The 12,005-nt window shown below is 71.9% G+C and carries 7 protein-coding genes and 2 tRNA genes; 7 read left to right on the forward strand and 2 right to left on the reverse strand.

Annotation, left to right across the window (positions count from 1 at the left end):
* Window positions 1-95 precede the first annotated feature (95 nt).
* The 5 genes from J5X86_RS02160 (at window position 96) to J5X86_RS02180 (ending at window position 5,337) form a co-directional block, all read left to right on the forward strand.
* Window positions 96-575: a MaoC family dehydratase gene (locus J5X86_RS02160; RefSeq protein ID WP_208515109.1), complete on the forward strand. Its 480-nt coding sequence runs from the start codon at window positions 96-98 to the stop codon at window positions 573-575.
* Complete coding sequence (locus J5X86_RS02165; protein ID WP_208515110.1) at window positions 572-1,738, forward strand: lipid-transfer protein; 1,167 nt, start codon at window positions 572-574, stop codon at window positions 1,736-1,738. The genes J5X86_RS02160 and J5X86_RS02165 overlap by 4 nt, the downstream gene beginning before the upstream one ends.
* Window positions 1,739-1,791: 53 nt before the next feature.
* Complete coding sequence (locus tag J5X86_RS02170; RefSeq protein WP_208515111.1) at window positions 1,792-2,688, forward strand: DUF1906 domain-containing protein; 897 nt, start codon at window positions 1,792-1,794, stop codon at window positions 2,686-2,688.
* A 284-nt stretch (window positions 2,689-2,972) separates the two neighbouring features.
* The gene (locus J5X86_RS02175; RefSeq protein ID WP_208515112.1) at window positions 2,973-3,503 is read left to right on the forward strand and encodes a SigE family RNA polymerase sigma factor; all 531 of its coding nucleotides are present in this window, start codon (window positions 2,973-2,975) and stop codon (window positions 3,501-3,503) included.
* A 178-nt stretch (window positions 3,504-3,681) separates the two neighbouring features.
* Entirely contained in the window at window positions 3,682-5,337 is a 1,656-nt protein-coding gene (locus J5X86_RS02180) for a long-chain fatty acid--CoA ligase (protein ID WP_078642343.1), read from the forward strand.
* 162 nt (window positions 5,338-5,499) lie between these two features.
* Here the strand turns inward: J5X86_RS02180 and J5X86_RS02185 are convergent, their stop codons facing one another.
* A complete protein-coding gene (locus tag J5X86_RS02185) occupies window positions 5,500-10,047 on the reverse strand; it encodes a PAS domain-containing protein (protein ID WP_208515113.1) in 4,548 nt (1,515 codons plus the stop codon).
* Window positions 10,048-10,260: 213 nt separating this feature from the next.
* Window positions 10,261-10,710 carry an SSI family serine proteinase inhibitor gene (locus J5X86_RS02190; protein WP_208515114.1) on the reverse strand — a complete coding sequence of 150 codons (450 nt, stop codon included), beginning with the start codon at window positions 10,708-10,710 and terminating at the stop codon, window positions 10,261-10,263.
* Window positions 10,711-11,045: 335 nt separating this feature from the next.
* Between J5X86_RS02190 and J5X86_RS02195 the strand changes: the two genes are divergently transcribed.
* Together J5X86_RS02195 and J5X86_RS02200 are read left to right on the forward strand one after the other, a co-directional pair.
* A tRNA-Ser gene (locus J5X86_RS02195) sits at window positions 11,046-11,136 on the forward strand.
* 422 nt (window positions 11,137-11,558) lie between these two features.
* Window positions 11,559-11,631, forward strand: a tRNA-Arg gene (locus tag J5X86_RS02200).
* Window positions 11,632-12,005: the final 374 nt, after the last annotated feature.

Here is a 12,005-nt window from a genome sequence, read left to right on the forward strand (position 1 = left end):
GCGAACCCTCCGGCGGGCGCGGCCGACCCGGCAGACCCGGCAGACCCGGCGGAGTTGGCGGAGTTGGCGGACGGTACGGACGAGGAGGCGGCCCTATGACGGTGCGTACGGGCGATGAGCTGCCCCCGCTGCGTATCCCGATCACCCGGACCCTGATCGTCGCCGGCGCCCTCGCCTCCCGGGACTACCAGGATGTGCACCACGACGCCGAGGCGGCCAAGGAGAAGGGCTCCCCGGACATCTTTATGAACATCCTCACCACCAATGGGCTGGTCGGCCGGTACATCACCGATCACTTCGGGCCGCGGGCCCGCCTCCGTAAGGTCGCCATCCGGCTCGGGGCGCCCAACTACCCCGGCGACGAGATGGTGCTGACGGGTGAGGTCACCGCGGTCGCGGAGGGCACGGCGGAGGTCGCCGTCACCGGCAGGAACGGCATCGGCCACCACGTGACCGGCAAGGTCACGGTGCAGCTCCCCACCGACGCCCCGGGAACCGGTGACGCCAGTAAGGGGACCACCGACACCCCAGCGACCACCGACGCCCCCACCACCACCCCGGACACCCCCCGATGAGCGCCCGTAAGGCGGACACGCTGGGCGGTCGGGCCGCCGTCGTCGGAATCGGTGCCACCGAGTTCTCCAAGGACTCGGGCCGCAGCGAGCTGAAGCTAGCGGTGGAGGCCGTGCAGGCGGCCCTGGACGACGCGGGGCTCACCCCGGCCGATGTGGACGGGCTGGTCACCTTCACCATGGACACCAGCCCCGAGATCACCGTGGCGCAGGCGTGCGGCATCGGCGATCTCACCTTCTTCTCGCGCGTCCATTACGGCGGGGGCGCGGCCTGCGCCACCGTGCAGCAGGCCGCGCTCGCCGTCGCGACCGGCGTCGCCGAGGTCGTCGTCTGCTACCGCGCGTTCAACGAGCGCTCCGGGCGCCGCTTCGGCTCCGGCGTACAGCACCGCGAGCCGTCCGCCGAGGGCGCCGCGCTCGGCTGGTCGCTGCCCTTCGGGCTGCTGACCCCGGCCTCGTGGGTCGCCATGGCCGCCCAGCGCTATCTGTACGCCTATGGGCTGACGCCCGAGGTTTTCGGCCATGTGGCCGTCACCGACCGCCGCCACGCGGCCACCAACCCGGCCGCGTATTTCCATGGCAAGCCGATCACCCTCGCCGATCACGCCGCATCGCGCTGGATCGTCGAGCCGCTGCGGCTGCTCGACTGCTGTCAGGAGACGGACGGCGGCCAGGCGCTCGTCGTCACCAGCGTGGAGCGGGCGCGCGACCTGCCGCGTCCGCCCGCCGTAATCACGGCCGCGGCGCAGGGCGCGGGCCGAGGCCAGGAGCAGATGACGAGCTTCTACCGTGACGACCTGGCGGGCCTTCCCGAGATGGGGGTGGTCGCCCGGCAGCTGTGGCGCGGCAGCGGGCTGACCCCGGCCGATATCGACGTGGCCATCCTCTACGACCACTTCACGCCGTTCGTACTGATGCAGCTGGAGGAGTTCGGCTTCTGCGGGCGCGGTGAGGCGGCCGGATTCGTCGCCGAGGACGCGCTGCCGCTCAATACGCACGGCGGTCAGCTCGGTGAGGCGTATCTGCACGGGATGAACGGGATCGCCGAGGCCGTCCGGCTGATCCGCGGCACCTCCGTCAACCAGGTGCCGGGGGCCGCCCGCGCCCTGGTCACCGCGGGCACCGGGGTACCGACATCCGGGCTTCTCCTCGGCGCAGACGGCTGAACCGTGCGCGTGTCGGCGGTATCGGGCCGCCGAGGTCCACCTTCACTCCTCATATGACCCGAAGAAAGCAGAGCAGGCGGAGCAGGCCGAGCAGGCGGAGCAGCTCGAGCAGTCCGAGTAGCTGGCAGGCCACGGGCTGGACCGCCGGTCTGGCCGCGGCGCTGGCCACCGCGATCGCCGGTACCACCCCCGTCGCCTCGGCGGAGGTCTTGCCCGACCCCCGCCCCCCGGGCGCCAAGGTCTTCCAGGGCTGGGCCTTCGACACCTGCCACGCGCCGTCCCTCGCCACCCTGCGGGCGTGGAACAGCTCCCGCTACCGCGCCGTCGGCGTCTATTACGCCGGCCGCGGCCGGGCCTGTGCGAGCCAGCCCAATCTCACCGTCTCCTGGATGCGCGGCGTCAAGAGCATGAAGTGGCGGGTGCTGCCCATCTTCGTCGGATCCCAGGCCCCCTGCGTCCGCAGCGCCAACAAGAAGCATGTGCCGATCGGCAGCAAGCCCTTCTCCCAGGGGCGCGCGGAGGGCAAGGACGCGGTCGCGCGCGCCAAGGCGCTGTCCCTGAAGAAGCGCAGCGCGCTGTACCTCGATATGGAGGCGTACGACCTGACGAAAACGAGCTGCGCCGCCAAGACGCTCTCCTTCATCCGGGGCTGGAACCGCGAGGTCCGCTCGCGCGGCTTCTTTCCGGGCTTCTACAGCAGCGCCGAGTCCGGGGTGCGCCATGTGGAGCAGGCCCGCCGGGCCGGGGTCCATGACCTGCCCTCCGCCATGTGGTTCGCGCGCTGGAAGGGGAAGCCGTCGCTGTACGGTGAGCCGGTGCTGGCCAAGAGCGCGTGGAATCCGCACCGCCGCATCCACCAGTACAAGGGCAACGTCGATGTGACGCACGGCGGCCGGACGCTGCGCATCGACCGCAACAAAGTGGACGCACCGGTCGCGATCATCAAGTGACCCACCGCCACCGGCCCGCGTCCGGGACACCCTTGGATCCTCGGAGGCATCCTCGGAAGCGTCCTCAGGGGCGTCTTCGGAGGCATCTTCGGGGAATCCTCGGGAACTCTCCCGGAGCGCCTTCGGGGACGCTCTCGGGGAACCCTCGGGAGGAACCCTGACCCTCGGCTTGCCCCCTCCCCCCGGAGGAGGTGGTGCCAGCGCTACCCGTACAACCTGAGGCTGATCCCTCTTCGGCACTTATGGCCGATCCGCTCCGACCTGCCCGCTCCTAGCGTTAAGCCATGACCACGACCGTGTGCACAGGCGTATCCGCCGCCGCGTTCCCGTCGTTCACTTCGTATGTACGGGCGCGGGGGCCGGTGCTGTTGCGCACCGCCCGCTCGCTGACCTCCAACGTGTGCGACGCCGAGGATCTGCTGCAAACCGCGCTGACCAAGACGTACCTGGCGTGGGAGCGTATCGAGGACCACAACGCGCTGGACGGCTATGTGCGGCGTGCGCTGGTCAACACGCGGACCTCGCAGTGGCGCAAGCGCAAGATCGACGAATTCGCCTGCGACGAGCTGCCCGAGCCCGAGACGGTGCCCGCCCCGGACCCCGCCGAACGGCAGGTCGTCCGCGACGCGCTGTGGCGGGCCGTACTGCGGCTGCCGGACCGTCAACGGGCGATGGTCGTCCTCAGGTACTACGAGGACCTGAGCGAGGCGCAGACGGCGGAGGTACTCGGAGTGTCCGTCGGCACCGTCAAGAGCGCGGTCTCGCGCGCCCTCAGCAAGCTCCGCGAGGACCCGGAACTCGACTACGCGGCGTGACCGGCCCAGCGGCGATCGACGGGGGCCGACCGGGGCACCGACGTATGGGGCAGCAGGGGGACCGCCGGGGCGACCGACGGGGCGACCGACGAGGTCCGGGGGTAGTGACATACCGAGCGGTCGGCTGCAGAATCGGCGGAACCTCAGCCCGCGCGTAACCGGAACCCTGGAGGCCCCGGTGCTCAGCACGATGCAGGACGTACCGCTGACCGTGACCCGCATCCTCGTACACGGGGCACTCGTGCATGGCCGTACGGCCCATGTGACCACCTGGACCGGTGAGGACGAGCCCCGGCGCCGCAGCTTCCACGACGTGGGCATGCGGTCGATCCAGTTGGCGAACGCGCTGCGCGATGAGCTCGGGGTCGAGCCGGGGCAGGCCGTGGCCACCTTGATGTGGAACAACGGCGAGCATCTGGAGGCGTATCTCGCGGTCCCCTCCATGGGCGCCGTGCTGCACACCCTCAACCTCCGGCTGCCCACCGAGCAGCTCGGCTGGATCGTGAACCACGCCGCCGATCGCGTGATTATCGTCAACGGCTCGGTGCTGCCGCTGCTCGCCCCGCTCCTCCCCGGCCTCACCACCGTGAAGCACATCGTGGTCGCGGGGCCCGGCGACCGTTCCGTCCTGGACGGCTGCGCCGCCCGGGTCCATGACTACGAGGAGCTGATCGAGGGCCGGCCGCGGCACTACGCCTGGCCGGAGATCGACGAGCGCCAGGCCGCCGCGCTCTGCTACACCTCGGGGACGACCGGGGACCCCAAGGGCGTGGCCTACAGCCACCGCTCCATCTACCTGCACTCGATGCAGGTCAACGCCGCCGAGTCGTTCGGGATGTCCGGGGGCGACACCCTGCTGCCGGTGGTGCCCATGTTCCACGCAAACGCATGGGGCACCGCGCATGCCGCCTTTATGGCGGGCGCCTCGATACTCATGCCCGACCGCTTCCTCCAGCCCGAGCCGCTCGCCGAGATGATCGAGCGCGAACGTCCCACCATCGCGGCCGCCGTCCCCACCGTCTGGCAGGGGCTGCTCGCCGAACTCGACGCGAGGCCACGGGAGGTGAGCTGTCTGCGGGACGTCTTCATCGGCGGCTCGGCCTGCCCGCCCTCCCTGATGAAGGCGTACGAGGAGCGCCACGGCATCCACGTCGTCCATGCGTGGGGCATGACGGAGACCTCGCCGCTCGGCTCCGTGGCCCATCCGCCGGGCGGGCTCTCGGCGGAGGACGGTTGGCCGTACCGGCTGTCGCAGGGCCGCTTCCCGACGTCCGTCGAGTGCCGGTTGATCTCGGCGGACGGCGAAGTCGTGCCATGGGACGGGAAGACGCCGGGTGAGCTGGAGGTACGCGGGCCGTGGATCGCGGGCGCGTACTACGGAGGGGCGGACGGCGAGCCGTTCCGCCCCGAGGACAAGTTCACCGAGGACGGCTGGCTGAAGACCGGCGATGTCGGCACCATCAGCCCCGAGTGCTATCTGACGCTGACCGACCGGGCCAAGGACGTCATCAAGTCGGGCGGCGAGTGGATCTCCTCGGTCGAGCTGGAGAACCAGCTGATGGGCCATCCGGAGGTCGCGGAGGCGGCGGTGGTGGCGGTGCCGGACGAGAAGTGGGGCGAGCGGCCGCTGGCCACGGTGGTGCTGACGGACGGCGCCACGGTCGACTACGAGGGCCTGCGGGCCTTCCTCGCCGAACGGGTCGCGCGCTGGCAGCTGCCGGAGCACTGGGCGCTGATCCCGGTGGTGCCGAAGACGAGTGTGGGGAAGTTCAACAAGAAGGTGATCCGCAAGCAGTACGCGGACGGGGAGCTGGATGTGACCACACTGGGCTGAGGAACACCCGGGTCGGGGGCGCGGGCCGAGCGGGCCCGAGCCCTTGTCGGTCGGTGACGCGGCCACCGTAAGGAGCCGAGTGCCTCCTTACGGGCCGCGCGTCACCGCATGGACAGCAGGCGTGCCCTTACGGGCCGCATGTCACCGTAAGGACCGCGCGCGTCAGTTGGTGCCGATCTTCGCCAGCAGGTCCACGATCCGCGACTGCACCTCCGCGCTCGTCGAGCGCTCCGCGAGGAACAGCACCGTTTCGCCCGAGGCCAGCCGCGACAGATGCGCCGGATCGATGTCCGCGGAGGTGTAGACGACCAGCGGGGTGCGGTTGAGCAGTCCGTTGCCGCGCAGCCAGTCGACGATCCCGGCCCGGCGGCGGCGTACCTGCATCAGGTCCATCACCACCAGATTCGGCCGCATCTGCCCCGCGAGCGAGACCGCGTCCGCGTCCGTCGCCGCGCGGGCGACCTGCATCCCGCGCCGCTCGAGCGTCGCCGTAAGGGCCGCCGAGATCGGCTCGTGCTCCTCGATCAGCAGAACGCGCGACGGATGCTGCTCGCTGTCGCGCGGGGCGAGCGCCTTGAACAGGACGGCCGGGTCGGCGCCGTACGCCGCCTCCCGTGTCGCCTGGCCGAGCCCCGCGGTCACCAGCACCGGTACCTCGGCGGCGACCGCGGCCGTGCGCAGCGACTGCAGCGCGGTCCGGGTGATCGGCCCGGTCAGCGGATCGACGAACAGCGCCGCCGGGTACGCGGCGATCTGCGCGTCGACCTCCTCGCGGGAGTTCACGATCACCGGACGGTAGCCGCGGTCGCTCAGCGCCTGCTGGGTGGACATGTCCGGCGCGGGCCACACGAGGAGGCGGCGCGGGTTGTCCAGCGGCTCCGGCGGCAGTTCGTCGTCGGGCGGCGGGGTGCGGTCGTCGACGATCTCGACGGCGCCGTTGGGCCCGTCCAGCGGCTCCGGCCCCTCCGCGCCCTCGTCCGGCGCGCCGATGGCGAACGCACGGCCCGAGCTCTGCGACGCACTCGCCGCACGCTGCGGCTGCGCCCCCGGCCCGGGCTGGGGGCGGGGCTGCGCGCCGGTCTGTGCCCCGGGGTGCGGTTGCGAACGGCTGCCGGCCGGCTGTAGTTCGGCCGAGGTGCCCTGGTCCGCCATCTCGGGCCGGGCGGCCAGCTTGCGGCGCCTGCCGGAGCCCAAGCTGGTGCCTCCGGAGGGCGTCTGGGGCTGGCCCTGCTGCGGGCGTCCCTGGGGCTGGCCCTGCTGCGGCTGGCCCTGGGGGTGCTCCCCCACCTGCTGGGCGAACGGCACCCCCTGGCCCAGGGTGCGCACACTGATCGCACGCCCCTGGGCGGCGTCGGCGCTCTGCGGGGCCTCGGCGGGCAGCGGCTGCGGACGGGGCTGCGTGGGCGCGTCCGGCCACTGCGTCGGCTGCTGGGCCGGCGGGCGCCCGCTCGCCTCCACGGGCTGCGGACCACCCGGGCCACCTGGACCACCCTGGCCTCCTGGACCACCCTGGGGCGTACCACCCGGATTACCCGGACCACCCTGGGTCGCCTCCGGCTGCTCCTCGGCCAGTGGCCGCCGGGCGCGGCGACGTCCGGTGGGCGGGACGTCCTGCGGCTGGCCCGCGCCGGTGTCCTGGCCCCAGTTGGGCTGCTGCTCCTCGGGCGTACGGGCGGCGGGCAGCGCGGGCCTGCCCGATCCGGCGGGCTGAGCGGCGCCGGAGCCCTGGGCCTGCGGTTGCGGGTGGGGCCGACGCGGGTCCTGGCCCGGTGCCTGACCGGGGTCGGACGGCCAGCCCCCGGGCCGTGCGGCGCCGTTGGGGGGTACGGGCTCGCCTCGTACGGCCAGGCCCCCGCCCGGCTGCGGCTGCGGCTGAGGCGCGCCGCCCCGCGCCTCGCGGGCGCCGTGCTGCGCGGGGACGAGCCCGGCCGGGCCGAGCTCCGGCGGCAGCGCGCCGGGCTGCGCCCGGTCGGCGGCGGCCGGGGGCAGCGCGAAGGGAGAGCGGACGAGACCGGGCTCCCCCGCGGGCTGCGGCTGCGACTGGGCTTGCTGCGGCTGAGCTTGGGGCTGGGCCTGGCCCTGGCCCTGGCCCTGGGGCTGTGCCTGGTCGGGCCCCGCCGGCTCCGACGCCTCGGCCAGCGTGCGGCGGGCGCGGCGACGTCCGGTGGGCGGGACTTCTTCTGGCTGGCCTGCGCCGGTGTCCTGGCCCCAGTTGGGCTGCTGCTCCTCGGAGGCACGGGCGGCGGGCAGCGCGGGCATGCCCGATGCGACCGGCTGGGCGGGCCGCTGGGGCGTGTCGGAGGCGCCCGCGGGCAGGGCGAGGGCGGGCCGACCGCCCGCGCCCTGAGCGGGGGCACCGGCAGCCTGAGGGCTGCCCTGCTCCTGCGCCGGGGCGCCGCGCCGGGCGCGGCGGCCCTGGGGCTGCTGCTGGGCCGGAATGCCCTGAGGCGGCACAACGCCCATGGCGGCGGCCCCCGTCGGCTGCGGACCGGCCGCTTCCGGTGCGTCGCCGCGAGCATGGCGATGACTGCCGGTCGCGGCTTGCTCGGCGTTCTGGGCGGGGTGCGCGGCCGTGGCCGCGGCCGCCGCCTCGTCGGGGTGGGGGCGCGCCCTGCGCCGCCCGGTGGGCCGTGGGGTGTCCTCGGCCTCGGCCGCGCCCTGCTGCTGGGCCGCGGTGTCCTCGCCGACGACCGCGGGAAGTGCGGCCGGCGTGCCCGGGGGGCCCTGCTGAGCGGCGGTGCGCGGGTCGGCCGTACGGGGATCGGCTGCATGAGGGTCGGCCGTATGCGGGTCGGCCTTACGGAGGTTGGGCGGAGGCGTACCGCCCTCTGTGCCGCTGCCCAGCGTGCCGTTGCCCTGCGTACCGCCGCCGCTGGTGTCGCCTGACGTGCCGCCGGGGGCCGCGCCGTGTCGGGCGCGGCGTCCGGTCGGGGTCTGGCCGGTGGCGTTCCCGCCCGCGGTGCCCGTACCCGTGCCCGTACCCGCGTCGGTGCCCGCGCCGGAGGTGCCCTGTCCCTGCGTACCGTCGCCCTGACCGGCGGTGTCGCCGTCCGCGCGCTCCTGCTCGGCCGCGGCAGCCGCCGAGATCGGCACCTCCAGGACATAGGCGTGCCCGCCCATGCCCGGCATCTCATGGGTCTGGAGCACGCCCCCGTGCCGGCGCACGATCCCGCGCACGATCGGCTCGTGCACCGGGTCGCCGCCCGCGTACGGTCCGCGGACCTCGATCCGTACGACATCGCCGCGCTGCGCCGCCGCGACCACGATCGTCGAGTCGCTCGCCGAGCTGCCCGCGGCGGTGTTACCGGTGGAGTCGACCCCGGCCACGTCAGCGATCAGATGGGCGAGCGCCTGGGCGAGCCGCTCCGGGTCCACCTCGGCGTCGATCGGCGGCGCGTGCACGGCGAACTGCGCGCGCCCCGGGCCGATCAGCTCGACCGCGCCCTCCACACTGGCCGATACGACCTCGTCCATCGAGACCGTACGGCGGGCCAGCTCCTCGCTGTGCGCGTCGAGCCGCTGATAGCTCAGGACGTTGTCGACGAGCGTGGTCATCCGGGTGTAGCCGGCGGCGAGGTGGTGCAGGATCTGGTTGGCCTCGGGCCACAGCTGCCCGGCCGGGTCGTCGGCCAGCACACCGAGCTCACCGCGCAGCTGCAGCAGCGGTCCGCGCAGCGACTGGTCCAGCACGGCGAGAAGCTGGCTGTTCCGGGCGGTGACGGACTCCAGTTGTGCCGTGTACCGCGCGCGCTCCTCGGCGAGCTGCGTCCGCAGCTCCTCCACGGTCTTCGTGTGCTGGGCGGTGAGGTTCTCCACCTTCTCCGTGTGCTCGGTGGTGAGGCTCTCGACCTCCTCCGTGTGCTGGGTCGTGAGGCTCTCCACCTCCTCGGCGTGCTTGGCCGCCATGGCCTTCTCGGCACGCCGGTCGGTGAAGGTCATCACCGCGCCCACGAGTTGCTCGCCGTCGCGGACGGGCGCGGTGGTCAGATCGACCAGGACCTCGCTTCCGTCCTTCGCCCACAGCACCTGGCCGCGCACCCGGTGCTTGCGGCCGGAGCGCAGGGAGTCGGCGAGGGGCGATTCCTCGTACGGGAACGGGGAACCGTCCGGGCGCGAGTGGTGTACAAGAGAGTGAAGCTCCTGACCGCCCATGTCGCTGGCCCGGTAGCCGAGGATCTGCGCGGCGGACGGGTTGACGAGGACCACCTTGCCCTCGGTGTCCACGCCGACCACGCCCTCCGCCGCCGCGCGCAGGATCATCTCGGTCTGGCGCTGCTGACGGGCGAGTTCGGCCTCGGTGTCGAGCGTCCCGGTCAGGTCGCGCACGATGAGCATCAGCAGCTCATCGCCGGTGTAGCTGTACTGATCGGCGTAAGGAGTCCGCCCGTCCTCCAGATTCGCGCTGGTCACCTCGACGGGAATCTGCGCCCCGTCGGTGCGCCGGGCCATCATCCGGGTCGGCTTGATGCCGTCCCGCTGTGCCGACTCGGGGCGCCGCATCGACCCGGGAATGCGATTGGGATCGAAGGAGGGGAGCAGATCGAGCAGACCACGGCCGACCAGGGCGGTGCCCGGAGCCTCGAAGGACTCCAGCGCGATGTGGTTGGCGTTGACGATCGTGCCGTTGCAGTTGACGAGCAACAGCGCGTCCGGGAGGGCGTCGAGTATCGCTGCGAGGCGAGCAGCGCCTCGGGATGGCCTGCTGCTCACGACGACGCTTCCTCCCTGACTACTGCATCTTGCTGACACTCGCGGTCATTCTGCTGTCCCGTCTGCGGAGTGTCTCTAGGGGAGTCTACGGCCACCGAAGCTGGACGTGACGGCGGATGAGAGGGAGGTCGCAGCACGACGTACGCGTCTCGACGCACGCCCGGACAAACCTCTCCGTGCTCTCCTCTTCTCACTCCCGTCCCAATCCCCAGGTCAGCTCCCAGGCGTGCGCAAAACGACGGAGAACCGATTCCATCGGGCGATTTCACACCCGTTGGTGCGGTTGAACCACGCGTTGACGGGACGCCCCGTCCAGTGACCCGTCACCCGAGCCATGGCCGGCCCGCCGTACTGCCCGGTGCACATCGCATCGGGCGACACCGGCGCGAACGGATCCCGACCCCACACGGTCTGCGAGTCCAGCTGCGCACACGCGGCCCGGGCCCGGGGGTGCGTACCGCCGGTCGGATGGCAGGACAGCACAAAGGTCGAGGCGTCGTCGGGATCACCGTTCTGGCTGACGGTGATCACGAGTCGGTCGGCGCTCTCCCCGTCGAACGGCAGCGGCAGTGGCAGCGGCGTGGCCCCGGCGGGGGCCATCGCGCCCGCCATGGCGGCGGTCGTCAGAGCGGCGGTGACGACGAGGCGGTGCAGCAGGGGCATCGGGGCACTCCTGAAGTGATCAGACGGGGGCGCGCTGCCCCTGCCCCGTCTAACGCGCCGCCGCCGCGCGCGTTGCGCCGCCATAAGGGCTGCGCTCGGCCGTAAGGGCTGCGCTCGGCCGTAAGGGCTGCGCTCGGCCGTAGGGGGCTGTGCTCCGCCGCGTACGCTCCGCCGTAAGGGCTGCGCTCCGGCATTGGGGCTGCGCCCCGGGCGTTAGGGCTTTGCGATGGGCCCCGCCCGCCGAGTACCGTAGTCCGCGATTGGTGACATCCCGCTGGGCTGTGACATCATCTGCACACACCACATCGCGCTCGCGCGAGCGAAACCGGTGTGCTGGAGGCTTCGCCTAGTCTGGTCTATGGCGCCGCACTGCTAATGCGGTTTGGGCCCTAAAGCCCATCGAGGGTTCAAATCCCTCAGCCTCCGCTCTCTGATCAGGGAGCCCGTGCCTATGGCATGGGCTCCCTGTGTCGTTTCCATGCGACGCCGCAAACGATCACGGAAGCGGCCCGGCACGACGATGCCCGCCCACCCTCCCCTTACTACGGTGACGGCGACTGCGACACCGGACGACCGCGGCCGCATAACCCTGCCAAGCCCGGACTCTCATCGGAGCGACGCAGAGCGATCAGCCTGTAGCCTTCCGTGACGCTGGCTGTCACTCCTCAGACGCCTAGCGACGCGAAGGCCCGCTCCCCGATGTCTCGCGACGGCCGCTCCGGCAACCCCTGAAAACGGAGTTTTCGCAGCTCAGTGGGGGTGTGGGAAACGGATTTCGCCTGGCGGCAGAGGTCATGTAATGTTGTCCCCGCAACGCCGACCGGCAAGAAAAACCGCCGGGAAGCCAAGCGCTCGTAGCTTAACGGATAGAGCACTTGACTACGGATCAAGAGGTTGCAGGTTCGAATCCTGCCGAGCGCGCACCAGCTCAGAGGCCCCTTCCAGTGATGGAAGGGGCCTCTGGCGTATGCGGTGACATCAGTTCTGACATCAACCGTCGGACATTGTCGTGTCAGATGCTCGACAGGAGGAGTCGCAGGCCGAGGGTCACGATGCCTGCTCCGGCTGTGTAGGCGGCGCCCTGCAACGCCTGCCACGACAGCGAGCGCGCGCGGCTCTTCCATGAGTTGACTCGAGGGCTGATGGGTGCAGGTCCAGTAGGCTGTTGCATGAAGTCTCCCTGTCTTCAGGCGTGGACTTTGCGACGAGCCCCCGCCGGACCTTGGTGCCAGCCGACGCTCGGCGTGGGGCTTGTCTGCGCGCAGCCTACCTTTGATTCCTTCCTCGTGCATGCA

Source organism: Streptomyces sp. NEAU-YJ-81, assembly GCF_017592595.1.
Classification (GTDB): domain Bacteria; phylum Actinomycetota; class Actinomycetes; order Streptomycetales; family Streptomycetaceae; genus Streptomyces; species Streptomyces hygroscopicus_B.

What these genes read in the sequence shown, in the direction of transcription:
- J5X86_RS02160 (WP_208515109.1), top strand. Translation starts at nt 96, where the DNA reads ATGACGGTGCGTACGGGCGATGAGCTGCCCCCGCTGCGTATCCCGATC.
- J5X86_RS02165 (WP_208515110.1), top strand. Translation starts at nt 572, where the DNA reads ATGAGCGCCCGTAAGGCGGACACGCTGGGCGGTCGGGCCGCCGTCGTC.
- J5X86_RS02170 (WP_208515111.1), top strand. Translation starts at nt 1,792, where the DNA reads ATGACCCGAAGAAAGCAGAGCAGGCGGAGCAGGCCGAGCAGGCGGAGC.
- J5X86_RS02175 (WP_208515112.1), top strand. Translation starts at nt 2,973, where the DNA reads ATGACCACGACCGTGTGCACAGGCGTATCCGCCGCCGCGTTCCCGTCG.
- J5X86_RS02190 (WP_208515114.1), bottom strand. Translation starts at nt 10,710, where the DNA reads ATGCCCCTGCTGCACCGCCTCGTCGTCACCGCCGCTCTGACGACCGCC.